General features: G+C 70.5%; 27 protein-coding genes and 1 tRNA gene. 11 read left to right on the forward strand and 17 right to left on the reverse strand.

What is annotated here, in order from left to right:
• Positions 1-129: 129 nt before the first annotated feature.
• From QK288_RS00350 to QK288_RS00370, 5 genes are all read right to left on the reverse strand, one after another.
• Positions 130-333 carry a cold-shock protein gene (locus tag QK288_RS00350; protein ID WP_022903461.1) on the reverse strand — a complete coding sequence of 68 codons (204 nt, stop codon included), beginning with the start codon at positions 331-333 and terminating at the stop codon, positions 130-132.
• A gap of 238 nt (positions 334-571) precedes the next feature.
• Positions 572-1,168 (reverse strand): LytR C-terminal domain-containing protein, encoded by a 597-nt coding sequence (locus tag QK288_RS00355; RefSeq protein ID WP_281265852.1) that lies wholly within the window; start codon positions 1,166-1,168, stop codon positions 572-574.
• Positions 1,165-1,461 carry a DUF3263 domain-containing protein gene (locus QK288_RS00360; protein ID WP_281265853.1) on the reverse strand — a complete coding sequence of 99 codons (297 nt, stop codon included), beginning with the start codon at positions 1,459-1,461 and terminating at the stop codon, positions 1,165-1,167. Before QK288_RS00360 ends, QK288_RS00355 begins: the two co-directional genes overlap by 4 nt.
• 106 nt (positions 1,462-1,567) lie before the next feature.
• Entirely contained in the window at positions 1,568-2,629 is a 1,062-nt protein-coding gene (locus tag QK288_RS00365) for a DUF2332 family protein (protein ID WP_281265854.1), read from the reverse strand.
• Entirely contained in the window at positions 2,626-3,093 is a 468-nt protein-coding gene (locus tag QK288_RS00370; RefSeq protein WP_281265855.1) for a GNAT family N-acetyltransferase, read from the reverse strand. The genes QK288_RS00365 and QK288_RS00370 overlap by 4 nt, the downstream gene beginning before the upstream one ends.
• A 57-nt stretch (positions 3,094-3,150) precedes the next feature.
• Between QK288_RS00370 and msrB the strand changes: the two genes are divergently transcribed.
• A complete protein-coding gene (gene msrB, locus QK288_RS00375) occupies positions 3,151-3,555 on the forward strand; it encodes a peptide-methionine (R)-S-oxide reductase MsrB (protein WP_281265856.1) in 405 nt (134 codons plus the stop codon).
• Between the two features lie 37 nt (positions 3,556-3,592).
• Positions 3,593-3,665, forward strand: a tRNA-Thr gene (locus QK288_RS00380).
• Between the two features lie 95 nt (positions 3,666-3,760).
• Here QK288_RS00380 and QK288_RS00385 read toward each other — a convergent pair.
• The 3 genes from QK288_RS00385 to QK288_RS00395 all read right to left on the reverse strand — a co-directional run bounded on the left by QK288_RS00385 (position 3,761) and on the right by QK288_RS00395 (position 6,651).
• Positions 3,761-4,567 (reverse strand): DUF3800 domain-containing protein, encoded by an 807-nt coding sequence (locus QK288_RS00385; RefSeq protein ID WP_281265857.1) that lies wholly within the window; start codon positions 4,565-4,567, stop codon positions 3,761-3,763.
• A 123-nt stretch (positions 4,568-4,690) separates the two neighbouring features.
• Positions 4,691-5,722, reverse strand: a complete 1,032-nt coding sequence (locus QK288_RS00390) for an aldo/keto reductase (RefSeq protein ID WP_281265858.1) — start codon at positions 5,720-5,722, stop codon at positions 4,691-4,693.
• Between the two features lie 140 nt (positions 5,723-5,862).
• On the reverse strand, positions 5,863-6,651 hold the full coding sequence (locus tag QK288_RS00395) for an alpha/beta hydrolase (RefSeq protein ID WP_281265859.1): 789 nt from the start codon (positions 6,649-6,651) through the stop codon (positions 5,863-5,865).
• A 34-nt stretch (positions 6,652-6,685) separates the two neighbouring features.
• Between QK288_RS00395 and QK288_RS00400 the strand changes: the two genes are divergently transcribed.
• A complete protein-coding gene (locus QK288_RS00400; protein ID WP_281265860.1) occupies positions 6,686-7,384 on the forward strand; it encodes an NAD(P)H-hydrate epimerase in 699 nt (232 codons plus the stop codon).
• 20 nt (positions 7,385-7,404) lie between these two features.
• On the opposite strand, the gene QK288_RS00405 is transcribed toward QK288_RS00400, so the two are convergent.
• On the reverse strand, positions 7,405-8,550 hold the full coding sequence (locus QK288_RS00405; protein WP_281265861.1) for a glycerol dehydrogenase: 1,146 nt from the start codon (positions 8,548-8,550) through the stop codon (positions 7,405-7,407).
• A gap of 143 nt (positions 8,551-8,693) precedes the next feature.
• On the opposite strand from QK288_RS00405, the gene QK288_RS00410 reads away from it, so the two are divergent.
• Complete coding sequence (locus QK288_RS00410) at positions 8,694-9,587, forward strand: neutral zinc metallopeptidase (RefSeq protein WP_281265862.1); 894 nt, start codon at positions 8,694-8,696, stop codon at positions 9,585-9,587.
• On the opposite strand, the gene QK288_RS00415 is transcribed toward QK288_RS00410, so the two are convergent.
• Positions 9,584-10,492, reverse strand: coding sequence for a thioredoxin domain-containing protein (locus QK288_RS00415; RefSeq protein ID WP_281265863.1), 909 nt, complete (start codon positions 10,490-10,492; stop codon positions 9,584-9,586). The two genes, QK288_RS00410 and QK288_RS00415, sit on opposite strands and share 4 nt — an antisense overlap.
• A gap of 243 nt (positions 10,493-10,735) precedes the next feature.
• On the opposite strand from QK288_RS00415, the gene ugpC reads away from it, so the two are divergent.
• On the forward strand, positions 10,736-11,836 hold the full coding sequence (gene ugpC, locus QK288_RS00420) for a sn-glycerol-3-phosphate ABC transporter ATP-binding protein UgpC (protein ID WP_281265864.1): 1,101 nt from the start codon (positions 10,736-10,738) through the stop codon (positions 11,834-11,836).
• 99 nt (positions 11,837-11,935) lie between these two features.
• Positions 11,936-13,246, forward strand: a complete 1,311-nt coding sequence (locus QK288_RS00425) for a DUF4032 domain-containing protein (RefSeq protein WP_281265865.1) — start codon at positions 11,936-11,938, stop codon at positions 13,244-13,246.
• Between the two features lie 289 nt (positions 13,247-13,535).
• Here QK288_RS00425 and rlmB read toward each other — a convergent pair whose 3' ends face one another.
• From rlmB to QK288_RS00445, 4 genes are read right to left on the reverse strand one after another with little or no spacing between them, the layout of a single operon-like run.
• Positions 13,536-14,546 carry a 23S rRNA (guanosine(2251)-2'-O)-methyltransferase RlmB gene (gene rlmB / locus QK288_RS00430; protein WP_281265866.1) on the reverse strand — a complete coding sequence of 337 codons (1,011 nt, stop codon included), beginning with the start codon at positions 14,544-14,546 and terminating at the stop codon, positions 13,536-13,538.
• 28 nt (positions 14,547-14,574) lie between these two features.
• Positions 14,575-15,984 (reverse strand): cysteine--tRNA ligase, encoded by a 1,410-nt coding sequence (gene cysS, locus QK288_RS00435; protein ID WP_281265867.1) that lies wholly within the window; start codon positions 15,982-15,984, stop codon positions 14,575-14,577.
• Between the two features lie 9 nt (positions 15,985-15,993).
• Positions 15,994-17,199, reverse strand: coding sequence for a 2-C-methyl-D-erythritol 4-phosphate cytidylyltransferase (gene ispD / locus QK288_RS00440; protein ID WP_281265868.1), 1,206 nt, complete (start codon positions 17,197-17,199; stop codon positions 15,994-15,996).
• Between the two features lie 10 nt (positions 17,200-17,209).
• Entirely contained in the window at positions 17,210-17,692 is a 483-nt protein-coding gene (locus QK288_RS00445; RefSeq protein ID WP_017888066.1) for a CarD family transcriptional regulator, read from the reverse strand.
• Positions 17,693-17,856: 164 nt separating this feature from the next.
• On the opposite strand from QK288_RS00445, the gene QK288_RS00450 reads away from it, so the two are divergent.
• Positions 17,857-18,378 (forward strand): hypothetical protein, encoded by a 522-nt coding sequence (locus tag QK288_RS00450; protein WP_281265869.1) that lies wholly within the window; start codon positions 17,857-17,859, stop codon positions 18,376-18,378.
• A 99-nt stretch (positions 18,379-18,477) separates the two neighbouring features.
• Here the strand turns inward: QK288_RS00450 and QK288_RS00455 are convergent, their stop codons facing one another.
• Together QK288_RS00455 and QK288_RS00460 are read right to left on the reverse strand one after the other, a co-directional pair.
• Positions 18,478-19,158, reverse strand: a complete 681-nt coding sequence (locus QK288_RS00455) for a response regulator transcription factor (protein ID WP_281265870.1) — start codon at positions 19,156-19,158, stop codon at positions 18,478-18,480.
• Positions 19,155-20,321, reverse strand: coding sequence for an ATP-binding protein (locus QK288_RS00460; protein ID WP_281265871.1), 1,167 nt, complete (start codon positions 20,319-20,321; stop codon positions 19,155-19,157). Before QK288_RS00460 ends, QK288_RS00455 begins: the two co-directional genes overlap by 4 nt.
• A 157-nt stretch (positions 20,322-20,478) precedes the next feature.
• On the opposite strand from QK288_RS00460, the gene phoU reads away from it, so the two are divergent.
• Both phoU and QK288_RS00470 read left to right on the forward strand, forming a co-directional pair.
• A complete protein-coding gene (phoU, locus tag QK288_RS00465; protein WP_281265872.1) occupies positions 20,479-21,138 on the forward strand; it encodes a phosphate signaling complex protein PhoU in 660 nt (219 codons plus the stop codon).
• A 27-nt stretch (positions 21,139-21,165) separates the two neighbouring features.
• Positions 21,166-21,705, forward strand: a complete 540-nt coding sequence (locus QK288_RS00470; RefSeq protein ID WP_281265873.1) for an AAA family ATPase — start codon at positions 21,166-21,168, stop codon at positions 21,703-21,705.
• A gap of 104 nt (positions 21,706-21,809) precedes the next feature.
• On the opposite strand, the gene QK288_RS00475 is transcribed toward QK288_RS00470, so the two are convergent.
• The gene (locus tag QK288_RS00475; RefSeq protein ID WP_281265874.1) at positions 21,810-22,556 is read right to left on the reverse strand and encodes a phosphoglyceromutase; all 747 of its coding nucleotides are present in this window, start codon (positions 22,554-22,556) and stop codon (positions 21,810-21,812) included.
• Between the two features lie 43 nt (positions 22,557-22,599).
• On the opposite strand from QK288_RS00475, the gene QK288_RS00480 reads away from it, so the two are divergent.
• Both QK288_RS00480 and QK288_RS00485 read left to right on the forward strand, forming a co-directional pair.
• On the forward strand, positions 22,600-23,373 hold the full coding sequence (locus QK288_RS00480) for a class I SAM-dependent methyltransferase (RefSeq protein WP_281265875.1): 774 nt from the start codon (positions 22,600-22,602) through the stop codon (positions 23,371-23,373).
• A 12-nt stretch (positions 23,374-23,385) separates the two neighbouring features.
• Positions 23,386-24,000 carry a hypothetical protein gene (locus tag QK288_RS00485; RefSeq protein WP_281265876.1) on the forward strand — a complete coding sequence of 205 codons (615 nt, stop codon included), beginning with the start codon at positions 23,386-23,388 and terminating at the stop codon, positions 23,998-24,000.
• The last annotated feature ends 14 nt before the right edge of the window (positions 24,001-24,014 follow it).

The raw sequence follows: 24,014 nt of genomic DNA on the forward strand, positions 1-24,014 counted from the left end.
CTGGCACTCAGTACGACCGAGTGCCAAGCCCGATTCTGGCACTCACCCCCTGAGAGTGCAACACACGCCGCCCCACACGAACGAACGCGCCGCCCCGACGGGACGACGCGTTCGCGAGTGGTTCGGCGACTAGGCCGGACGCACCGACTCGGCCTGCGGGCCCTTGGACCCCGTGCCGACGTCGAACGTCACTGCCTGACCCTCTTCGAGGACCTTGTAGCCGCTCATGTCGATGGCCGAGTAGTGGACGAACACGTCCTGGCCCCCTCCATCGACGGTGATGAAGCCGAAGCCCTTTTCAGCGTTGAACCACTTGACGGTTCCGTTGGCCATGATCTGTTGCTCCCTGCGGTACTGCTGTTGCGATCGACGGCACCGTCGGGAGGCGCCGCGGGTCCGAGTCCCGGGCTTTCCTGGCGTGCGTACCGAGGTGCGACGACATTCCGATCACGGGGTGACCACTTGTGACTCTAATCAGGAAGCGCGATTCGGCAAGGGGTGTGACGGGTATTTCACGACGATTCCGCCGGAACTCAACGTGCCGGAAACACAGTTGTTACAAAAGGAAGACTCAACCGCTGAAGTCGGCCCCGAGCACGACACTGATGTCGGCATTCGGGAACGCCGCCGACTGTTCCACGGCGGTGACGCCGAGGGACTGCGCGATCCCCTTCGCGAGCGCGGCCTGCGACTCCTGCTGGTAGTACACGATCGTCGACGCGGTGCCCGTGGTCCCGGCGTTGCCGCTCGAGGTCACCTTCCACCCAGCGGCGGTCAGCTTCGACGTGCCCGAGGCAGCGAGCCCGGGCGTCGACGTGCCGTTCAGGACGACGAGCGTCGTGCTGCCCTGGTCCGCTGGCGTCGCGGCAGCGGACTCCGACGACGAGGACGAAGACGACGAGGAACCGTCCGACGGCGACGAGGACGAAGACGACGAAGCGGACGACGACGCCGACGCCGACGGCGCCGACGACGAGTCGCCGGTGAACGAGTAGCTGCCGTTCAGGAGCGCGAGGACCAGCACTCCGATGCCGACCAGCACGCCCGTCGCGAGCGCTGCCCACGCGAACGCGATCCAGCCGCGTCCCCGCCGGTGCATGCCGCGGTGCGCACCGACTCGTGGCCCGTCGGTCACGTCGTCGAAGCGGTCATGGGGGAATCTCGTCATCGTTCCTCTTCGGTTCCGGTGGCGGTCGCCGGCTGGACGAAGCTGCGGTTCGCCCGCGCGGTCGTCCGCGCACGGCGCAGTCGCTGCAGTCGCCCGACGAGCTGGGGGTCGTACGCCAGCGCCGCCGGGGAGTCGATCACCCGGTTGAGCACCTGGTAGTAGCGCGCCGGCGACATGTCGAACTCGACCCGGATCTCGGCTTCCTTCGTCCGGTCGTGCCGCGCACGCTCGTGCTCGAAGGCGAGCACGTGCTTGGCGAGCTCGCTGAGCTCGTCCGCGGGGATGGTGGTCACGACGGTCCGATCACATTCGGGTAACGGGTCTCGCACATCGTAGGGGTGCCGTCGATGTCGACCCTGGCATGGCGCTGGACTGTCGCGGAATCGGCCGCTGGCCCTCTCAGAACCAGCGGATCGTGGTGCCGAAGGCGTCGGACACCGCGACCGCGACGCCGTCGACCGACAGGGTCGCGAACGCGCCGGGAGCCGCGGCGTCGACGTCGTCCGGCAGCGTGGCCGCGACACCCGTCAGGATGCCGGTCGGCTCGAGGGCGATCCAGCGCACGCCGCGTTCGGCGACGCGGTCGACGAACCGTTGGCGGTCCGGCCCGGGGACGTAGACGAGGGTCCCGGTGGTCAGCACGACCGGCTCGCAGTCGTCCGGCAGCAGGTCGAGTGCACGGTCCAGGTCGTCCGGCACGCGGCCGGCGACCCGGACGGGAGGCACGGTGAGCGTCGCGCGCGCCGCCGCACGCATCAGGGCGGTGCGGTCCAGTGCCTCCGGCGGCACCGCCTCCACCACCCGGTCGAACGCGTGGGGCGCGGCGAGGTCGATCGGGTTCGGGTCGAGGGCGACGCGCGTCGCGATCCGGATCGGCGCCGTGGCCGGCGCCGGGACCGCTCCCGATGCGTCCGCGACGAGGTGGATCGACGGGTCCGCCGCGGCGGTGGCCATCCGCACGGTGCGGGATCGCGCCCCCTGATGGTCGTCGCGCCCGGTCGTGACGGGGTGCGATGTCCAGGACGGGGCGCGATCCGACGCGGGATCGGCCGCGACACGGTAGTCGAGCGTCACGCGGTCGGGGATCGAGCACAGCCCGGCGGACGCACCGACGTCGACGAGCCCGATCGGCCGCGAGACCGTCGCGGCGAGCGCCGCGAACAGCGGGACGACCGGACCGAGCCGCCGCGGGTCGTTCGCCTGCACCGTGGCGGAGGCGAGGGCCGCGACGAGCGTGGGGCGAGCCTCCCGTCCGAGGGCGCGGAGCGCTCCCGGATCCGACGGATCCGCGCCCAGCCGACGCGCGACCGCGAACAGCAGCTCCGGTTGCCGTTGGGCCGCCGGGACCTCGTCGAGGAGCCCGACCAGGTGGTCGTCGAGCGAGCGTGCCCATGCGGCGTAGGTCGGCGAGACGGACGCGATCCGGTCCGCGTACGCGGCGTAGCGGGCGCGGGTGCTCACCCGCGGTACATCCCGAGGTGGCGGATGCCCGCCTCCACGTACGGTTCGCCGAACCGCACGAACCCGTGCCGTTCGTAGAGCGCCGCGACGTACTCCTGCGCGTGCAGGACGAACGGTTCGTGCCCGTGGGCCTCGAGCACCGCCGCGACCAGCCGTCCCGCGATCCCGGTGCCGCGATGGTCGGGGTGCGTCGCGACACGACCGATCACCCACGCCGGGGCTGCCGTGCCCGCCGGGTGCACCTCGCCGGGTGCCGGACGGATCAGCCGGAGGTACCCGACCGCTTCGGCGTCGGTTCCGAACCACCAGTGCTCGGTGTCGGGTTCGCGGTCGCGGCCGTCGAAGTCCTCGTCCGAGACACGTTGCTCGAGTGCGAACACGCGATTGCGCAACCGGACGATGCCGTACAGTTCGTCCGTCGTCAGACGGTCCCACGAGGCGCGTTGCACGGAATGCTCGGACACCCGGGCGAGTTTACTGACAGTGGCTGCATCCCAGAGCCAGAAGCAGGAGGCACATCAATGGCTTACAACGTCGAGAAGTCCGACGCCGAGTGGCGCGAGGAACTCTCCCCCGAGCAGTACGCCGTCCTCCGGCAGGCCGGCACCGAGCGTCCCTGGACGGGTGAACTCCTGGACGAGGAACGTGCCGGGATCTACACCTGCGCGGCGTGTGGCGCCGAGCTGTTCAAGAGCGGCACGAAGTTCGACTCCGGCTGCGGCTGGCCGTCGTTCTACGAGTCGGTGAACCCGGAGGCCGTGACCCTGATCGAGGACAACTCCCTCGGCATGGCACGCACCGAGGTCCGCTGCGCGAACTGCGGCTCGCACCTCGGGCACGTGTTCCCCGACGGCTTCGGCACGCCGACCGGCGATCGGTACTGCATGAACTCGCTCTCGCTGAACTTCTCCGAGCAGAGCGAATGAGTCACCGACGCGCTCACCGGTAAGATGATGCGCGTCAGCCGGCATGGCGCAATTGGTAGCGCACCGTACTTGTAATACGGGGGTTGCGGGTTCAAGTCCCGCTGCCGGCCCGATACACTGGGTCCGCAGGCCGCGTTCGTTCGCCGCCCGCACCGCCTTCAGCCCCGCCCCGCGCGGGGCTGTCGTGCGTCCAGGCCTCTGCATCTCAGGGCCACACCCCACGGCTGAACGAGCACCGCTCGATGTCCTTCACCAACGATCGCATCACTCGCGCCTGCCGCTCGTCGTGCTCGATCACGGTCTGCGACCTGACCCAGATGAAGGCGAGGACATCGGCGACCTGCAGCATCCGCGAATGGTGGCTCGGAGCGAAGTGGACGGTGTCGAGGAGACGCTCCAACTTCGTGTGCATGTACGTACCGGGCGTGCCGTACGCCTGGTACGCGGCGAATCGCTCTCGGTGACGATCCCGGTCCGAGCGCTCATCGGCGATCACCAGTGCATGGGTCGCCTGGTCCACCGCGAGCCGGTCCACGCGCTGCAGGAGGTGCTGGAACGCGACCTGTTCCGGAGGATGGCGCTCCCGGAAACCACGCGTGTCCTGGTACCGGCGCAGCCTCGTCGGCGGCACTCCGCGGAGCAGCACCGTCGCACCCGATTCTCGGACGGCGTCGACCACCTCGATGAACACCTTGATGCGGACGCGCGGTGGCACCCCGCTCCAGATGCCCTTGCCGTGGAAGATCGGATGGGCGTGGACCTCTGCTGCTCCGTCGATGCCGAACTCAGCGAGCGCCGACACGACCCCCTGGACGCATGCCGCGATCTCGCGGGTCTGCAGCGCATCCGCGACGACGGCACCGAATCCGTACAGGTCGTCCTTGAACGACTCGTCGACGAAACACAGCAGCACACTGGAATACTGCCGTACACCGACGATCGGCGTCGAGTCCGACGGAGCGAGAGCCCCGGGCGACCATGTCGCTCGGGGCTCTCGGCGCAGGTGGAACACGGATCAGGGGGCGTTCCGGGGCGCTCGACGCGGTAACCAGCCGGCCGTACCGGGATGATGACACCTCACCCAACCGCCCGTCCAGACTCGCTGAGCGACCTCGCGGTATCCCGCAACGAACGCTCAGCGACCGCCGCGGATCTTGCGCTCCCGCTGTGCGACGCCGGCTGTGCCGTAGGGGTAGTCGTCGATCCGCGGGGCGCTCGCGTCCGTCAGCGCCTGCAGTTCGGCGTCGGTGAGCACGAGGTCGGCCGCACCGAGGTTGTCCTCGAGCTGCGACACCGTCCGCGCGCCGAGGATGACGCTCGTGACCGCCGGGCGGGCGAGGAGCCACGCGAGCGCGACCTGCGAGCGCGATGCACCGTGCGCATCGGCCACACCGGAGAGCACGTCGAGTACCTCCCACGTCCGCTCGTCGCCGTTCCGGGCCTCCCACGCCTCCATGCCGCGCTCGGGGTTCTCGCCGAGGCGGGTGGAGCCGGTCGGCGCCTCGTCGCGCTGGTACTTGCCGGAGAGCCACCCACCGGCGAGCGGCGACCACGGCAGCAGTCCGATGCCGGCGTCGAGGCACGCGGGGACCACTTCGTGCTCGATGTCGCGGACGAGCAGGTTGTACTGGGGCTGCAGGGTGACGGGCGGTGCGAAGTGGTGGGCACGGGCCTCGTACACGGCCTTCGTGACCTGGTACCCGAGGTAGTTCGAGAAGCCGTACGAGCCGATCTTGCCCGCGGACACGGCGTCGTCGAGGAACCGCAGGGTCTCCTCGATCGGGGTCAGGGCGTCCCACGCGTGCATCTGGTACAGGTCGATGTGGTCGACGCCGAGCCGCTCCAGGGAGGCGTCGAGTGCGACACGGAGGTGTCGGCGCGACAGCCCGAGGTCGTTCGGCCCGTCGCCCTGCGGGAAGCGGCCCTTCGTCGCGATGACGACCTGCTCGGCCTCGGTGGGGTGTGCCGCGAGCCATCGGCCGATGATGCGCTCGGACTCGTTGCCGGAGTACACGTCCGCCGTGTCGACGAGCGTGCCGCCCGCTGCGACGAAGGCGTCGATCATCGCGTGCGAGGTGGGTTCGTCGGCTTCGCTGCCGAACGTCATGGTGCCGAGGGTCAGGGTGGACACCGCTGTCCCGCTGTTCCCGAGGAGTCTGTATTCCATGCGGCGGACGCTACGCCGCGTCGCCGCCGGACCGAGAGGCCCCGGCAGTACCCGTCAGCGCGTGGCGGACAGGGCGGTGCGGTCCAGGAACGCGATCGCCGCTTGCCGGAACGCCCTCGACGTCGGGGCGCCGAACGATGTCACTGCGTGGTTGCGCCCAGGAACGCGATCGCCGCCTGCCGGAACGCCCTGCTCGTCGGGGCATTGAAGTGGTTGCGCCCCGGGATCTCGAAGAACGACGCGTCCGGCGCCGCCTCGGCCAGCCGCACGGCGCTGTCCCTGATGCCGTCCTCGCTGCCGGCCGCCATCAGGATCGGCTGACCAGGTGCGTTCGCCGGCGTCGGCTCGATGCTGTTCCGCATCCCCTCGACCATCGCCACGAGCGCGCCGAGGTCGTTCCCCTCGACGTTCCCCGCCATCGTCAGGTAGCCGTTCGTCACGCGGTCCTCGATCGGCGTGCCGTCGGCGATGAACGCCCTGGCCTGGTCGACCTGCACACGCCGCATCGGGTCGGCGTCGGGGATCCCGCCGAACACCGCGCGGGAGATCCGGTCCGGGATGCGCTCGGCGGTGTGCCAGCCGACGCGGGCACCGAGGGAGTACCCGAGGAACGCGACGTCGTCGAGCAGGTACGTGTCGATGACGGTCGTGACGTCGGCCACGAGGAGGTCCATCGAGTACGCGCTCGGCTCGTGCGGCTTCGACGAGGCACCGTGCCCGCGCTGGTCGAGCGCGACGACGCGGTACCCGGCGCGCACGAGGTCGCGGGTCCAGCCGGAGGCGTGCCAGTTGAGCAGCGCGCCGGACGCGAACCCGTGCACCGCGACGACGGTCGGGGCGTCGGGGTCGCCGAAGTCGTACGTGGCGATGCGCTGCCCGTCCGGGGACATCACGGCGCGGGGTCGGGGTGCTTCGGGGACGAGTGACATGTCCTCTCCAGGGTATCCGGGCACTGTGGTCGCCATGGACGGCTACGGCGGCGATCAGATCCGGGCGGCGGAGCGGCCGCACCTCGACGCGGGTGAGCCGCTGATGCAGCGGGCGGCGGCTGGGCTGGCCGAGCACGTGGGTCTGCTGCTCGACGACCCGGCCGAGCGGCCGGGTGACGGCCGCGGGTCGGTCCTGCTGCTGGTGGGCAGCGGCGACAACGGCGGCGACGCCCTGTTCGCGGGTGCGGGGCTGGCATCGGACGGGAGGCACGTGGAGATCCTGCGCGTCGGCTCGCGCATCCACGAGGCGGGCCTCAGGGCCGCGCTGGATGCCGGTGCGGTCCTCCTGTCCGACGGAGGCGACCAGGCCGCGACCGCGTCCGACGCGGCGCTGCGCGCCGACCTGGTCCTGGACGCGATCCTCGGCATCGGCGTGCACGGCGCGTCCGCGCTCCGCTCCCCGGCGCGCGAGGTCGTGCAGGCGATCCGCGAGCTCGCGCGCGACCAGCGCGCCCCGTTCGTCGTCGCGGTCGACGTGCCGAGCGGCATCGACGTCGACACCGGCGCGATCGCCGACGACCACGTGCTGCAGGCCGACGTCACCGTGACGTTCGGCGGCGTGAAGGCCGGCCTGCTGACGGGCCCTGGCGCGACCCTCGCCGGACGCATCGAACTGGTCGACGTCGGGATCGGCGCGGACCTCGCGCGGTCGGAGCCGCTGATCCGCACCTGATCCCGGCGTCGTGGCGGTACCTAGTGCTTCGCGACGTACTCGACCGGCTCCGGCAGCCCGTGTGCGGCGCGGATGCTGCGGGACAGGCCCTCGATCGCGATGAGCGCGTCGACGACGAGCTCCGGGGTCACCGGGAACGGCATGTTGTGGATGGTCTCGCCCTCGACGGTCGCCGCCTCGGCGACGGCCAGGAGCTCCTTCGTGTCGTCGACCGTCAGGCCGATCTCGGTCAGGGTGTTCGGCAGGCCGACCCTGGTCGTGAAGACGACGAAGTCCTCGATCTCCTGGGCAGGGGCACCCTCCATGACGAGCTGCGCGATCGTGCCGATGTTGACCTTCTGCCCGTGGGCGAGCCCGTGCGCCTGCGGTGCCGCCGTCAGACCGTTGTGGATCGCGTGGGCCGCTGCGAGACCACCGGACTCGAACCCGAGCCCGGAGAGCAGGGTGTTCGCCTCGACGACCTTCTCGAGCGCGGGGGTGACGACCCCGGCCTTGACGGACTCGATCGCCTGCAGCGCGTTCTCGTGCAGGAGCTTCCAGGACAGCTCCGCGAGCGCGACACCGGTCTCGGTCTGCAGCCCGCCGGCCATCGTGTCCGCGTGCGCCCGCTTGGCGGCACGGGCCTCGACCCAGGTGGCGAGCGCGTCGCCGATCCCGGCGATCAGGAACTGGACAGGGGCGTTCGCGACGAGCTGGGTGTCGATGAGCACCAGGTCGGGGTTGTGCGGGAAGAAGCGGTACTCGATGAACTCACCCTCGGCCGAGTAGATCACGGCGAGCGCCGAGGTCGGGGCGTCGGTGCTGGCGGCGGTCGGGACACTCGCCCAGCGGATCCCCGCCAGGTGCCCTGACGCCTTTGCGGCGTCGATCGCCGATCCCCCGCCGAGGCCGACGATGACGTCCGCGCCGGTGTCCCGGATCTTGGCGACGAGCTCGTCCACGGCCTCCGGGGTGGCGAAGCGGCCGAACCCGACGCGTTCGACGGGCAGTCCAGCGGCCTGGAAGCTCTCGGTGACCGACTGCTCGACGATCCCCCACACGACGTCGTCGGCGACGATCAGCGGCTGCCCGCCGATCGGGGCGATGAACTCGCCGACACGGGTGATCGCGCCGCGGCCCTGCACGTACCGGGCCGGACTCATGACGGTGTTGATGGGGGTTGGCATCGGTGTTCCTTCCGTGTTGCGCGACAGGTGTCGGTGTGTGCCGACAGCCACGACGCTACGCGCGACGCCGTGGTGCTTCATCAGTGCGCCCCGGTCGGTGGGAAAGCGTGCACGTCGGCTGCCCCGTCCGTAGGTTCGGTGGCATGACGTTCAACGACGACTCCCAGCTGCAGGGCGGCAAGGTCAAGCGGCGGGGGCGGACCACGGCCATCGCCGGGGGCGGTGTGGGCGCAGCGGCCATCGTCGTGTTCCTCATCGCGCAGTTCACCGGCTTCGACCTCAGCGGGCTCGTCGGGACCGGCGGCGGTCTGACGCAGATCCAGGAGGCCGGGTCCGAGGCGTCACCGGTGGCCGAGTGCCGCACGGGACGGGACGCGAACCTCAGCATCGACTGCCGCATGGAGGGTGCAGCAGAGTCGCTCGACGCCTACTGGACGACCGAGAGCCGGCAGCTGGGGATCTCGTACTCGTCGCCCGACTTCTACCTGTTCGACGGGTCGACGAACACCGGGTGCGGGACGGCCTCCGCCGCGACCGGCCCGTTCTACTGCCCGCCGGACCGCGCGATCTACCTCGACACCGCGTTCTACGACGACCTGCAGTCGAAGTACGGCGCGTCGGGCGGCCCGCTCGCGCAGATGTACGTCGTCGCGCACGAGTGGGGCCACCACGTGCAGCAGCTGCAGGGCACGTTCGCCGACACCGACCGGAGCGGCAGCGGCGCCTCGTCGGGCAGTGTCCGCGTGGAGCTGCAGGCGGACTGCTACGCCGGCGCCTGGGTGGGCGACGCGGCGAACACGAAGGCGGCGAACGGGCAGACCTTCTTCAAGCCGATCACCCGTGCGCAGATCGCCGATGCGCTCTCAGCGGCGAGCGCCGTCGGCGACGACAGCATCCAGCGGAGGAGCAGCGGTCAGGTGGACCCCGACTCGTTCACGCACGGGTCGAGCGCCCAGCGGCAGCGGTGGTTCGAGCGGGGCTACGAGCAGGGCGCGACGTCCTGCGACACGTTCAGCGTCCCCGGCTCGTCGCTCTAGGACGCGCTGGCGCTCGGGCTGGCGCTCGGCGTGGGCGTCGGGGTCGCGTCGCCGGACCCGGCGGCCGTGATCACGAACGTGCGGAACTCGTCGTTGGTGAACGGCTGCGAGTACTCGTAGCGCTGTCCGTTCACGAGCACGAGCGGCGTCCCCGGGAACTCGGTGAGGTCCGAACCCGGGATGTCGCCCCCGGTCACCGCAGTGGTCCGTTCGTCGACCCACTTGCCGAAGCGCTGGTCGTCGATGCACTTCGTGATCGCCGACTTGCCCTGCACACCGGCGACCCCCGTGACGATCTTCGTGAGCTGGGCGTCGGTGAGCCCGGCGGTACCTTCTTCCGGCTGCTTCGCGAAGAGGGCCCGGTTCACGGCGAAGAACTGGTCGGGCGACGAGTCCGCGACGCAGGCGGCGGCGTTCGCCGCGCGGAGCGAGTACTTCGTGCCCTGCGAGCGGTTCGACAGGATCGCGATCGGGTGGATGTCGACCGTCGCGGCCCCGGAGTCCACGAGCCCCTCGATGTAGCTGCTGTTCGTCTTCTCGAACGCGCCACAGATCGGGCAGAGGTAGTCGACGTACATGGTGATGCGGACGGGTGCCGCACCGTCGGAGGCGGACGGCTGCGGGGAGGTCGAACCGGACACGGCCTTGAGGTCCTGCCCGATGGTGATGCCGCCCTGCGACATCGACGACGGGCCGGGGCCTGCGGGCTTCGTCGAGTCGACGAGCACGAGGGTGACCACGGTCGCCGCGGCCAGCAGCACGACGCCGAGGCCGACCTGCAGCCCGAGGCGGAGTCCGCGCTGGCGGCGCTTCTGCTGGAGGCGGGCGCGCTGGGCACGCTCACGTGCCGCTGCTCGGCGTTGGTTCCGCTCGGCGCGGGCATCACCCTCGGGGCGGTTCGTCATGCTCGATGGTCCTCCTGATCGGGGTCCGCTCGCGCTCACCCCCGCACGGCGGACGGACCCGACCGATGGTAGTGGGACGCTCTGGGAAGCGCCCAATCCCGCAACTGGCACTGGCGCACCACAGGGAAGTCGTGTTGTATGAACCTCGATGGTCGACGGCGACCATCCGGGGCCCCCACGGGCACACCGCTTCACTCGGATCGTCCGGCACGTACCTGCCGGTGGAGAAAGGACCGAACGCTCATGGCGTCCGTCACCTATGACAAGGCAACCCGTCTCTACCCCGGAGGCAACCGCCCCGCGGTGGACTCCCTCGACCTGGATGTCGCCGACGGCGAGTTCCTCGTCCTCGTCGGCCCGTCGGGCTGTGGGAAGTCGACCTCGCTGCGCATGCTCGCGGGCCTCGAAGAAGTGAACTCCGGCGCGATCCGCATCGGCGACCGCGACGTCACCGACGTCCCGCCGAAGGACCGCGACATCGCGATGGTCTTCCAGAACTACGCGCTGTACCCGCACATGACGGTCGCCGAGAACATGGGCTTCGCGCTCAAGATCGCCGGCGTCGGCAAGGAAGAGCGCGCCACCCGCGTGCAGGAAGCCGCCAAGCTCCTCGACCTCGAGCAGTACCTCGGCCGCAAGCCGAAGGCGCTCTCCGGTGGTCAGCGTCAGCGTGTCGCGATGGGCCGTGCGATCGTCCGCCAGCCGCAGGTGTTCCTCATGGACGAGCCGCTGTCGAACCTCGACGCCAAGCTCCGCGTCCAGACCCGCACGCAGATCGCCTCGCTGCAGCGCCGCCTCGGTGTCACCACGGTCTACGTCACGCACGACCAGACCGAGGCCCTCACCATGGGTGACCGCATCGCGGTGCTCAAGGACGGCATCCTCCAGCAGGTCGGCACCCCGCGTGACCTGTACGAGAAGCCGAACAACGTGTTCGTCGCCGGCTTCATCGGCTCGCCGGCCATGAACCTGCTCCCCGCCGGTGTGGTCGAGGGCGGCATCTCCTTCGGTTCGCTCAACCACCCGATCGACCGCGACACGCTCTCCAACGCGCGTGCCGGTCAGGTCACCGTCGGCGTCCGCCCCGAGGACATCATCGTGTCCCAGTCGGGCGAGGGCCTCCCCGTCACGGTCGACGTCGTCGAGGAGCTCGGCGCCGACGGCTACCTCTACGGTCACGCCGACGTCAACGGCACGCGCACCGACATCGTCGCGCGTGTGGACGGCCGCGCGCACCCGTCGATCGGCGACACGATCGTCGTGAGCCCCAAGCAGGGCCACGTGCACGTGTTCGACGCCGAGTCCGGCGAGCGCCTCGACGACAAGGCCGTCGTCAGCGCGTAAGCAGCGCACCCCTCGGGAGCCCGCGCCCGCCTCACAAGGGCGGGTGGCGGGCTCCCGTCGTTCCACCCACCGGACGCACACCGCACCACAGGAGCAACCGTGCCCGACTCGATGTCCATCACCGCAGCCACCGTCGACCCCGGCCTGCTCGACCTGCCGTGGGATCTGCCGCTCGACGAATGGCCGGACGAGACGATCGTCGCGCTCCCGAAGGGCATCTCGCGGCACCTCGTCCGGTTCGTGCACCTCAGCGGGTACGTCGTCGCGGTGAAGGAGACCGGCGAGGAGATCGCCCGCTCCGAGTACGAGATGCTCAGGACCCTGCAGCGCATGGACGTCCCGTGCGTGGACCCGGTCGCCGTGATCACGAACCGGATGAGCGCGGACGGAGAACCCCTGCACCCGGTGCTCGTCACCCGGCACCTGCGCTTCTCGCTCCCCTACCGCGCGCTGTACTCCCAGACGCTCCGACCCGACACCGCGACCCGGCTCGTGGACGCGCTCGCCCTGCTGCTCGTGCGCCTGCACATCCTCGGCTTCTACTGGGGCGACGTGTCGCTGTCGAACACCCTGTTCCGCCGGGACGCCGGGTCCTTCGCCGCCTACCTGGTGGACGCCGAGACCGGCAAGCTCTACCCGGGCGGGCTGTCGAACGGGCAGCGTGAGAACGACCTCGAGGTCGCACGCGTGAACATCGCCGGTGAGCTCCTCGACCTCGAGGCAGGCGGACGCCTCGACGAGAACGCCGACGCGGTGGACGTCTCGAACCGCATCGTCGCCCAGTACCGGACGCTCTGGAAGGAGCTCACCGGCACCGAGCAGTTCGACGCCAAGGAACGCTGGCGCATCAACGACCGGGTCGAGCGCCTCAACGCACTCGGCTTCGACATCGAGGAGCTCTCGATCAACGCGGCGCCCGGCGGCGGCGAGGTCCGCATCCAGCCGAAGGTCGTGGACGCCGGACACCACCAGCGACGTCTGCTCCGGCTCACCGGGCTGGACGCCGGAGAGAACCAGGCACGCCGCCTGCTCAACGACCTCGACGCCTACCGTGCGCGGAACGGTCGCGACGAGCTCGACGAGGAGATGGTCGCGCACGAGTGGGTGTCTCGCGTGTTCGAGCCCGTCGTGCGAGCGATCCCACGCGATCTCCGCGGACGGCTCGAGCCCGCCGAGGTGTTCCACGAGCTGCTCGAGCACCGCTGGTTCATGTCCCAGGAAGAAGAGCGCTCGGTGTCCCTGCCCGAGGCGACGACGGCGTACATCAACGACGTGCTGCGCCACCGTCGCGACGAGCGCCTGCTGATCAACCCGCCGACGTCCTCGATGACACTGCCGATCCCGCTGGTCGAGAACGACGCCGACGTCGACGAGTCCGAGGACGTCGAGGACTGGCGCGCGAACGTCTGACCCCCGCCTCGCGGCGCCCCGCCGCGCCCCGCGTCGCCCGCCGCGCCCCGTCGCGCCCACCGAGCCCGCCGCGCCCCCGCGGCGCCCACCGGTCACGACACCCCGCCCGGTTCCGCCGAGTGGCCAGGAGCCGTCGGCCGGAGCGTCGAGAAGCGGCGTTCCGCGACCACTCGGCGGCACGCCCACGGGGTGTCGCGACCACTCGGACGGGGCGGTGAGCAACGCACTGGAGGCCCGGTGCCGGTCCGTCGGACCGGCACCGGGCCTCCAGTGCGTTCGGTGCTGCGCCCTACTCCGCGCGACGGCGGCGGGCGACCTCCCACAGGGTGACGCTCGCGGCGATGCCCGCATTGAGGGACTCCGTCGCCGACGAGATCGGGATGGACACGATCGCGTCGCAGGTCTCGGTGACGAGCCGCGACAGGCCCTTGCCCTCGGAACCGACGACGATGACGATCGGCCGGTCGGCGAGCTCGAGCGCGTCGAGCTGCACGTCGCCGTCGCCCGCCAGGCCGAGCACGAACAGCCCCATCGACTTGAGCGACTTGAGCGTCTGCGTGAGGTTCGGCGCCATCGCGACGGGGGTGCGGGCGGCGGCACCGGCGGAGGTCTTCCACGCCGAGGCCGTCACGCCGACCGACCGCCGCTGCGGCACGATCACGCCGTGGCCGCCGAACGCCGCGGTGGACCGGATGATCGCACCGAGGTTGCGCGGATCGGTGATGCCGTCGAGCGCCACCATCAGCGGCACCTCGTCGCGGGAGAACGCGCGCTCGACGACGTCCTCGGCCACGGCGTACTCGTACGCGGGGACCTTGAGCGCGACGCCCTGGTGCACGCTGTCGTGCCCGGTGATGCGGTCGAGCTCCGGGCGCATGATCTCCATGATCGGCACGCCGCGGTGGTTGGCGAGCGCCAGGATCTCCTTGACGCGGTCGTCCACCTCGATGCGGGCGGCGATGTAGAGCGTCGTCGACGGGGTCTTGGTGCGCAGGGCCTCGAGCACGGAGTTGCGCCCGGTCACCAGCTCCGAGTCGTCGCTCTTGCGCTGCGGCGGACGCCCGGTGCGGTTCGACGGCGCGCTCGACGCACCGTGCCGACCACGAGCGGCGTCGTACCGTTCCTTGGCAGCCTTGCGCTTGCCGGCGGGGTGGTACGGGCGGTCCTCCGCCTTCGGGGTGGGCTTGCGCCCCTCGAGCGCCTGCGCTCCCTGGCCGCCGGAGCCGACCTGCTTGTTGCCCTTGCGCCCGGAGCGCACGGCACCGGGACGGCCCTTCTTGTTGCCCGAGACGTTCTTCATGGTTCTCTCCTGTTCGGCACTGCCGTGGTCAGGCGATGCTCCAGCGTGTTCCGGCCGAGGTGTCCTCGATCGTGATGCCCGCGGCCGCGAGGTCGTCGCGCACACGGTCGGCCGTGGCGAAGTCCCGGGACGCCCTGGCGTCGGAACGCTCCTGCACGAGGCGTTCGACGAGGGCGGCGAGCGGTGCGGCGGAGGGGTCCTGACCGGCACCGGACCAGTGAGTCGCTCGCGGGTCGATGCCGAGCACCTCCACCATCGCAGCCACCTGATGGTACGCGGTCCCGAGCGCATCCGCATCGTCGGCGTCCAACGCGGCGTTCCCGGCGCGGACGGTCTCGTGCAGGACGGCGAGCGCCTGCGGCACCGAGAGGTCGTCGTCCATCGCTGCGGCGAACGCGTCCGGGACGTCCGGGGCGTCGGCGAGCGTGACGCCTTCGAGTCGCGACGCCGCTCGCGAGAGGAAGCCGTCGATCCGGTCGAGTGCTGCCTCTGCTTCGCCCAGGGACCCCTCGTGGTGGTCGATCGTCGACCGGTAGTGGGCGGCGCCGAGGAAGTAGCGGACGACGATCGGCCGCGCGGACCCGAGGAAGTCCGCCGCGAAGATCGAGTTGCCGAGCGACTTCGACATCTTCTGCCCGCCGACGGTCACGAGGCCGTTGTGCAGCCAGTACGTCGCGAACGGGTCGCCGGCGGCCGTGGACTGGGCGAGCTCGTTCTCGTGGTGCGGGAACCGGAGATCGAGCCCGCCGCCGTGGATGTCGAACGCCGGCCCGAGGTACCGCCGGGACATCGCGGAGCACTCGATGTGCCAACCCGGACGGCCGGCTCCCCACGGGGAGTCCCAGCTCGCCGTCGTGGGTTCGCCGTCCTTCGCGCCCTTCCAGAGCGCGAAGTCACGGGCGTCCCGCTTGCCGCGGGGGTCGGCGTCCGCGGCTTCGACCATGTCCTCGCGACGCTGGCGGGTCAGGGCGCCGTACGACGCCCAGCTCCCGGTGTCGAAGTAGACGTCCCCGGAGCCGTCGGCGGCCGGGTAGGCGTGCCCACGCTCGATGAGGCGGGCGATGATGTCCTGCATCTGCGGGATGCTGGCGGTGGCGCGGGGCTCGTACGTGGGCGGCAGGATGCCGAGCGCGGTGTACCCGGCGGTGAACTCGAGCTCGACGCGGTACGCCCGCGCCCACCAGGGCTCGTCGGTCCCGGCGGCCAGGTCGAGCACCTTGTCGTCGATGTCCGTGACGTTCCGGACCAGCGTCACGCGGTACCCGCGGTGGGTGAGCCAGCGGCGCCAGATGTCGTACACCAGGGCCGAGCGGAGGTGCCCGATGTGCGGCGACGACTGCACCGTCGGTCCGCACACGTACATGCTCACCTGTCCGTCGACCAGCGGGACGAGGTCGACGACGTCTGCGGCACGGGAGTCGTAGAGGCGAACGGTCACGCCTCAACCCTAGACGGAGCGGTCGGCCCGGACGAGTGCCGTCGCGATCGCCGCGAGCCCCTCACCACGACCGGTGAACCCGAGCCCGTCCGTCGTCGTGCCGGACACCGCGACGGGCGCTCCGACGACCGCGGACAGCGCGGTTTCCATCTCGGTCCGCCGAGCACCGATCCGCGGGCGGTTGCCGATCACCTGCACGGTGACCGAGGTCGGGACGAGGCCGGCCGATGCGAGCGCGGACACCGCACCGCGGACGAAGACGTCGCCGGTCGCTCCGGCGTACGCGGGGTCCGACGTGCCGAACCGTCCGCCGATGTCCCCGAGTCCCCCGGCGGAGAGCAGCGCGTCGCACACCGCGTGCGCCACGGCGTCCCCGTCGCTGTGCCCGGCGAGCCCCTGCTCGCCGGGGAACTCGAGCAGTCCGACCCGGCAGACCGCATCGGCGTCGAACGCGTGCACGTCGACGCCGAGCCCGACCCGGACGTCTCGAGCGGCTCCGGTGCGCTCCGACACCACGGCAGCGGCCCGGCGCAGGTCCCACGGCGTCGTGATCTTGAACGCGTCGGCGTCGCCGGGGACGAACCGCACGGTGCCACCAGCTGCCTGGAAGACCCCGGCGTCGTCGGTCTCGGACTGCGTCGACACCGCGTACGCCTCCCGGAGCGCGGCGAGCGGGAAGCCCTGGGGGGTCTGCACCCCGACGAGCGCCGACCGGTCCACGGTGGACACCACGACGTCGCCGGACACCTGCTTGACCGTGTCGGTGACGGGCAGCGCGGGGATGATCCCGTCCCCGGTCGCGGCCACCGCGGCGAACACGTCCTCGAACTGTGCAGCCGGCGTCAGACAGCGGGCAGCGTCGTGCACGAGCACCGTCTCGACCGACGCCGGCAGCGCCTGGAGACCCGCCTGCACCGACGCGTGCCGATCGGCCCCGCCCGCGACGACGGCCGTGTACCCGACAGCGGGGCCGGCCACCGCGGCGACCACGTCCGAGCACTCGGAGAGCAGCGCGGCCGGGGCGACCACGACCACGAACGTCGGCGTCGCCAGCGTGAACAACGGCGACAGTGCACGCTCCAGCATCAGCGACCCGGCGACGGGCACGAAGGCCTTCGGCGTCTCGAGCCCGAGCCGGGTGCCAGACCCTGCCGCAACGACGACGACCCCACAGACCGTGTCGGTCAGTGGGGTCGTCGAGGGGCTGCTGCTCAATCCGGGGCGATCAGGAAGCGAGGACCTCGTCGAGGACGGTGGATGCCTTGTCCTCGTCGGTCTTCTCCGCGAGCGCGAGCTCGGAGATCAGGATCTGACGGGCCTTGGCGAGCATGCGCTTCTCACCAGCCGAGAGACCGCGGTCCTGGTCGCGGCGCCACAGGTCACGAACGACCTCCGACACCTTGATGACGTCACCGGACGCGAGCTTCTCGAGGTTCGCCTTGTAGCGGCGAGACCAGTTCGTGGGCTCTTCCGTGAACGGTGCGCGCAGCACTTCGAAGACCTTGTCGAGGCCTTCCTTGCCGATCACATCCCGGACGCCGACCAGGTCGACGTTGTCCGCCGGTACCTCGATCGTCAGGTCACCCTGCGTGACACGCAGCTTCAGGTAGACCTTTTCCTCGCCCTTGATGACTCGCGTCTTGACTTCAGAGATGGTTGCCGCCCCGTGATGGGGGTAGACGACGGTCTCGCCGACCTCGAATTGCATGTATCAAGCTCCGTTCCGCAACACCCAGTTTACCACAAGGAAAATTCGGGTAAGGGGCGCCTAACCGCGAGCACTCCCAGGTGATCGGTAGGATGGAGGCCGCGCGAGCCGCTCGGCTGGCGCATCGTGATCTTCGGAGGAATCTCTTGCGAGCTCGGGTACTCGTGTCCGTCGCCGTTGCGGCAACCATCGCGATCGGCGCATCCGGCTGCGCGTTCTGGACGCCGCAGGACACCAAGACGATCAAGCAGATCACCGACGGCGTCAACGTGACGACGGGCAAGATCGACGTCCGCAACGCGCTGCTCATCTCCGACTCGGGCGACGACGCACGCTTCATCGGCACGCTCATCAACAACAGCGACACCGACGACATCACCGTCTCGGTCGAGATCGGCGGCGACACCGAGACCGTCGACGTGCCGGCCAGTTCGCACGTCGACCTCGCGAACGACAAGAAGCACGACACCCTCGACTTCGCCGACGCCAAGGTCACCCCCGGGTCGCTCGTGAAGGTCTACTTCTCGTACCCGGGCGCCGAGGGCGTCTCCGGCAGCGTCCCCGTCCTGACGAGCTCGCAGGAGGAGTACCAGACCCTCGCCCCGACCTCGACGCCGACGTCGGAGATCACCCTCCCCGTCGAGACGCCGTCGGCGACCCCGACGGACACCCCGATCAACCCGTAACGCGACGACGCGTCACGCACCGACGCGCCCACGCACGCACTGGAGGCCCGGTGCCGGTCCGACGGACCGGCACCGGGCCTCCAATGCGTTGCCAGGCCGTCAGGCCTCGATCCGGTACCCCAGACCACGCACCGTGACCAGCACCTCGGGCGCGGACGGCACCCGCTCGATCTTCGATCGGATCCGCTTGATGTGCACGTCGAGGGTCTTCGTGTCGCCGAAGTAGTCGGAGCCCCACACGCGGTCGATGAGCTGCCCGCGGGTCAGCACCCGGCCGGCGTTCCGGAGCAGCAGCTCGAGGAGTTCGAACTCCTTGAGCGGCATCGGCGTCTCGGACCCGTCGACCGACACCGTGTGGCGCTCGACGTCCATCTTGATGCCGCCGACCTGCAGGATGCCGCTGTCGGCGGGGTCGTCCTCGGTGCGACGGCGGAGCACCGCGCGGATGCGTGCCAGGAGCTCGCGGGTCGAGTACGGCTTCGTCACGTAGTCGTCGGCACCGAGCTCGAGCCCGACGACGATGTCCACCTCCGAGTCCTTCGCCGTCAGCATGATGATCGGGGCGTTCGACCGCGTGCGGATCTGCCGACAGACCTCGGTGCCGGAGAGCCCCGGGAGCATGAGGTCCAGCAGGACGAGGTCGGGGTTCTCCGCGTCGAACTTCGACAGCGCGGTCACGCCGTCCGCTGCAACGGAGGTCTCGTACCCCTCGCGCTGCAGGAGGAACTCCAGGGGTTCGCTCAGGGCCGGCTCGTCGTCGACGATGAGGATCTTGGTCACGATGGCTGCTCTTCCAGTTGCTCTTCGAGTGCTGTTGTCAGTTCGGTGTCCGCCTCCGGCAGGCGGATCGTGAAGGTCGAGCCCTTGCCGGGCTGGGACCACACGCGCACGTCGCCGCCGTGGTTGCCGACGACGTGCTTCACGATGGCGAGTCCGAGGCCGGTGCCCCCTGTTGCCCGCGACCGTGCTGGGTCGACGCGGTAGAACCGCTCGAACACCCGGTCGAGATCGGCCTCCGGGATGCCGACGCCCTGGTCGGTCACCGCGATCTCGACGAATCCCTTGCTGCTCCGGACACCGACGCCGACGCGGGTGTTGTCCGGGGAGTACTTGATCGCGTTCGCGATGAGGTTCGACACCGCGACCTGCAGGAGACCGGGGTCGCCCATCACGCGGAGCTTCGACTTCTTCGCCCGGACCAGCTCGATGTCGCGGGCGCGGGCGACGACCTCGTTTGCGTCGATCGAGGCCTGCACGACCTTGTCGATCGACGTCTCCTCGCTCGTGTCCAGCGTGTCGACGGACTGCAGTCTGGACAGCTCGATGATGTCCTTCGTGAGGGCACCGAGCCGCTCGGACTCGGTCACGAGCTGCGCGGCGAACTTCTTCACGTGCACCGGGTCGTCGGCCGCGGCGATGAGGGTCTCCGACAGCAGGCCGATCGCGCCGATCGGGGTCTTCAGCTCGTGCGAGATGTTGGCGACGAAGTCCCGGCGGACCTCGTCGATGCGTCGGGACTCGGTGAGGTCGTCCGCGGTCACGAGCACGTAGCGGTTCCCGAGCTGGGCGGCCCGGAAGCTGAGGTACCCGACGAGCTCCCCGCGACGGCCACGCGGGAGCTCCATGTCCTCCGAGCCCATCTCGCCGCTCGAGCGCACGCGGTCGACGAGCGCACGCAGCTCGTCGTGCACGAGCCGGCGCCGCACGACCAGTCCGATCGTCAGTGCCTGGGGCGACGCGGCCACGACGGTGTTCGACGGGTCGACGACCACGGCCGGGTTGTGCATCGTCGCGATGACCGCTGCGACGCCGTCCGGCAGGGTCCGCTCGGCGACGTCGGCTGCCCGTGCCGTGCGCTCGGCGGTGATGATGAGTCCGACGACTCCCGCGCCGAAGACCCCGCCGAGGAGCATCGACAGTGGCACGAGCCACGCGTTGTCCATGCCGTCAGTGTAGGAGTGGTCACGAGGGGTTCCGGTGCCGTTCACCCGCGTTCGCGGGCCGTCGCCCGGAGGATCGCGAAGCGTTCAGTCGCAGGTCACCGTTCGTTCACCTGGGCACTCGACACTCTCCCGGTACGCATCAGAGAGGCAATCCCCCATGCGCGAAGTGTTCCAGCAGGAGCTCCAGGACGTCCAGGAGCGTCTGACCGAGATCGCCGGGCTCGTCGAGTCCGCGATCACCCGGGCCACCGAGGCCTTCACCGAGTCGGACGTCGCCCTCGCGGAAGAGGTCATCGCCGACGACGCGAAGATCGACGAGGCGGCGAACAACCTCGACGAGGTCGCGATCGACATCCTCGCCCGCCAGGCTCCCGTCGCCCGTGACCTCCGCGTCGTCGTGACCGCCCTCCGTGTCAGCTCCTCGCTCGAGCGCATGGGCGACATGGCCGAGCACATCGCGCAGCTCGCCCGCCAGCGCTTCCCGGAGAAGGTCGTCCCGAAGGGCCTGCGCGGCACCTTCAAGAAGATGGGCCAGCACGACGTCGCGATGGCACAGAAGCTCACGCGCCTGCTCGCCACCGAGGACATCCAGCTCGCCGAGGAGATCCGCGACGAGGACGACGCCGTCGACGAGCTGCACGCCAGCGTGTTCGACTTCGTGCTCGGCGAGACCTGGAAGGGGGCGCCGGTCGACACCGTGGACGCGACCCTCGCGTCCCGGTACCACGAGCGCTTCGCGGACCACGCGGTGTCGATCGCGAAGAAGGTGCAGTACCTGGCGACGGGCGACTGGGCCGGCGCGAACGCCAACGTCTGACCGAAGGTTCTCTGCCAGGATCGTGGCATGGCCCAGGTCGCGATCATCGTCAACGGCATGCCCGGTTCCGGCAAGAGCACGGTCGGCGCCGCCCTCGCCGAGGTGCTCGGCTGCCCCTTCCTCTCGAAGGACCGGATCAAGGAACCGCTGGCGGACATCGCCGGCCCGATGATCGCCTCGCGTCCGCTCGGCGCCATCGCGATGACCACGATGTGGGCGATGGCCGGAGCGGTGGAGAACGGGGTCGTCCTCGACGCCGTCTGGCTGCCGTCCCGTGACCGCGCCTTCCTGGAGGCCGGGCTCGCCTCCGCAGGGTCGCCGCGCGCCGTCGAGGTGTGGTGCGACGTCGACCACGCGACCGCCGTGGAACGGCTGACGGACCGGTACGACCCGGGTTCACCCGTGCGTCACGAGGTGCACGGCGACCTGGCGGACATCCTGGCGTTCTGGGACGAGCACGGCCCCACCGCCGGACCGATCGGCCTCGGACCGGTCGTCCGCGTCGACACCACGGCGCAGTACGACGTCGGCGAGCTCGTGCAGGAGATCGCGTCGCACTTCGTCTGAGGCGCGCAGTCGCCCGTCATCCGCGCTCTTCCGCGAAAGCGACAGTTCGCCGCGGATCTTCCGCGGCGAACTGTCGCTTTCGCGATGGGTGCTGGACTCGCGTCCTACTTCTTGGCGCCCTGCGCGGCGACGGCGGCAGCGCCGGCGGCAGCGGCCTCGGGGTCGAGGTAGCGCGACGGGCCGGTCGGGCGGAAGTCGTCGTCGAGCTCGTACACGAGCGGGATGCCCGTCGGGATGTTGAGCCCCGCGATGTCGTCGTCCGAGATGCCGTCGAGGTGCTTGACGAGCGCGCGCAGCGAGTTGCCGTGCGCCGTGACCAACACGGTCTTGCCCGCGCCGAGGTCCTTCGTGATGTCGGACTCCCAGTAGGGCAGCAGCCGGTCGATCACGAGCTTGAGCGACTCCGTGCGGGGCAGCGCGTCACCGAGCTCGGCGTAGCGACGGTCGCCGAACTGCGACCACTCGGCGTCGTCGGCGATGGGGGGCGGCGGGACATCGAACGAGCGGCGCCACTCCATGAACTGCTGCTCGCCGTACTGCTCGAGCGTCTGGGCCTTGTCCTTGCCCTGCAGGTCGCCGTAGTGGCGCTCGTTGAGACGCCAGTCGCGCTTGACCGGCAGCCATGCCAGGTCCGCTTCGAGCAGGGCGATGTCGGCGGTCTGGATCGCACGGGTCAGGAGCGAGGTGTACAGGACGTCGGGGACGATGCCGGACTCGGCGATGAGCTCGCCGGCGCGCTTCGCCTCCCTCTCACCGAGCTCGGAGAGCCGGACGTCGACCCAACCGGTGAACAGGTTCTTCTGGTTCCAGTCACTGTTGCCGTGACGGAGCAGGACGAGCGTGGAGGTCATGCTCCGATCCTACCGAGCGCCGTGGCCCCCGTACCCTTGACGCATGCCGATCGGGAACGTCACGCGCGGGACGACCGGGTACAACCGGCTCCGCCGCGTCGACCGGTGGATCGCGTCGTTGCCGGCCCTCCGCAAGGCGCCGGACCCGCTCGTCGCCGACGTCGGGTACGGCGCCAGCCCGACGACGACGCTCGAGCTCCGGGACCGTCTGGCACGCGTCCGCCCGGACGTCGAGGTCACCGGGATCGAGATCGAGCCCTCCCGCGTCGCACTGGCGAACGCCGGCACTCGCGACGAGGTGACGTTCCGGCTCGGCGGCTTCGAGACCCCGACACCCGGCGGACGTCGGCCTGCGGTGATCCGGGCGTTCAACGTGCTCCGGCAGTACGACGAGTCCCAGGTCGTGGAGTCGTGGCGGATCATGCAGGACCGGCTGCAACCGGGCGGCGCGCTCGTCGAGGGGACCTGCAACGAGGTCGGCCGGGTCGCGTCGTGGGTGACGCTCGACCCACTCGCACCACGGACGTTCACCGTCTCGCTCCGGCTCGCGGGGCTCGACGTCCCGAGCATCGTGGCGGAGCGGCTGCCGAAGGCCCTCATCCACCGGAACGTCCCCGGGGAGCGCGTGCACGACTTCCTGCGGGACCTCGATCTGTCGTGGGCCGTCGCCGCTCCCCTCGGCACGTACGGACCTCGGCAGCGGTGGCTCGCGGCCGTCGTCGGCATGCGCGACCGCGGTTGGCCGGTGCTGCACGGCACGTCGAGGTGGCGCCTCGGCGAGCTCAGCGTCCCGTGGTCGGCCGTCGCCCCGCGCTGACAGGATGGACGCATGAACATGCGCACCACTCAGCTCTTCGCCGTCGCCGGGCTCGTGATCGGAGCCGTCGCCCTGACGGGGTGCTCCGCCGCTGGGCAGCCGGACGTCCAGCGCCGCTCGGCGTCGGCGAGCCCGACCCCGACCGTCTCGGCGCCGCCGAGCACCCCCGTCACCGCGGACACACTCCGCGACGACGTGAGCGGGACTGTGGTGCGACCGCTGGCCATCGTGACGGACTTCCCCGTCCCCGCCGATGCCCCGGCCGGGGGTGTGAAGCCGGTGCTCGTCGAGATCCGCGTCACCGCCGGTACGAAGTTCTCGAACGACGTCATGGAGTCCGCGGTGTCGATCACGCGGCGCGACGCGAACCTGGACCTCGTCAGCCTGGGACTCTCGAACCCTGATGACCTGAGCCCCGCGATGTCGAAGGCCGGGTACACGCCGATCGGCACCGTCCCGAACGGCACCACCGCCACCGGCTGGATCGGCGCCTGGATGAACCCGGACACGACCGACTACGACCTGGTCTACGACCGCCCGGCGGGCACGCTGCTCCACGTCGGCGGCTCGGACAACGGCAAGGAGATCGCCGGCAGCCGCTCCATCACGACGCTCACCGTGGGCTGACGACGCCTCGTCGC

Origin of the sequence: Curtobacterium sp. 9128 (genome assembly GCF_900086645.1) — a bacterium.
GTDB lineage: Bacteria > Actinomycetota > Actinomycetes > Actinomycetales > Microbacteriaceae > Curtobacterium.

Bases quoted from the DNA above. Each gene is read 5' to 3' on its own strand.
- QK288_RS00405 (WP_281265861.1), bottom strand. From the start codon at position 8,550: ATGCCAACCCCCATCAACACCGTCATGAGTCCGGCCCGGTACGTGCAG.
- QK288_RS00410 (WP_281265862.1), top strand. From the start codon at position 8,694: ATGACGTTCAACGACGACTCCCAGCTGCAGGGCGGCAAGGTCAAGCGG.
- QK288_RS00415 (WP_281265863.1), bottom strand. From the start codon at position 10,492: ATGACGAACCGCCCCGAGGGTGATGCCCGCGCCGAGCGGAACCAACGC.
- rlmB (WP_281265866.1), bottom strand. From the start codon at position 14,546: ATGAAGAACGTCTCGGGCAACAAGAAGGGCCGTCCCGGTGCCGTGCGC.
- QK288_RS00485 (WP_281265876.1), top strand. From the start codon at position 23,386: ATGAACATGCGCACCACTCAGCTCTTCGCCGTCGCCGGGCTCGTGATC.
- phoU (WP_281265872.1), top strand. From the start codon at position 20,479: ATGCGCGAAGTGTTCCAGCAGGAGCTCCAGGACGTCCAGGAGCGTCTG.
- ugpC (WP_281265864.1), top strand. From the start codon at position 10,736: ATGGCGTCCGTCACCTATGACAAGGCAACCCGTCTCTACCCCGGAGGC.
- QK288_RS00355 (WP_281265852.1), bottom strand. From the start codon at position 1,168: ATGACGAGATTCCCCCATGACCGCTTCGACGACGTGACCGACGGGCCA.
- QK288_RS00395 (WP_281265859.1), bottom strand. From the start codon at position 6,651: ATGTCACTCGTCCCCGAAGCACCCCGACCCCGCGCCGTGATGTCCCCG.
- QK288_RS00480 (WP_281265875.1), top strand. From the start codon at position 22,600: ATGCCGATCGGGAACGTCACGCGCGGGACGACCGGGTACAACCGGCTC.
- QK288_RS00445 (WP_017888066.1), bottom strand. From the start codon at position 17,692: ATGCAATTCGAGGTCGGCGAGACCGTCGTCTACCCCCATCACGGGGCG.
- QK288_RS00460 (WP_281265871.1), bottom strand. From the start codon at position 20,321: ATGGACAACGCGTGGCTCGTGCCACTGTCGATGCTCCTCGGCGGGGTC.
- QK288_RS00350 (WP_022903461.1), bottom strand. From the start codon at position 333: ATGGCCAACGGAACCGTCAAGTGGTTCAACGCTGAAAAGGGCTTCGGC.
- QK288_RS00390 (WP_281265858.1), bottom strand. From the start codon at position 5,722: ATGGAATACAGACTCCTCGGGAACAGCGGGACAGCGGTGTCCACCCTG.
- QK288_RS00400 (WP_281265860.1), top strand. From the start codon at position 6,686: ATGGACGGCTACGGCGGCGATCAGATCCGGGCGGCGGAGCGGCCGCAC.
- QK288_RS00475 (WP_281265874.1), bottom strand. From the start codon at position 22,556: ATGACCTCCACGCTCGTCCTGCTCCGTCACGGCAACAGTGACTGGAAC.
- msrB (WP_281265856.1), top strand. From the start codon at position 3,151: ATGGCTTACAACGTCGAGAAGTCCGACGCCGAGTGGCGCGAGGAACTC.
- QK288_RS00470 (WP_281265873.1), top strand. From the start codon at position 21,166: ATGGCCCAGGTCGCGATCATCGTCAACGGCATGCCCGGTTCCGGCAAG.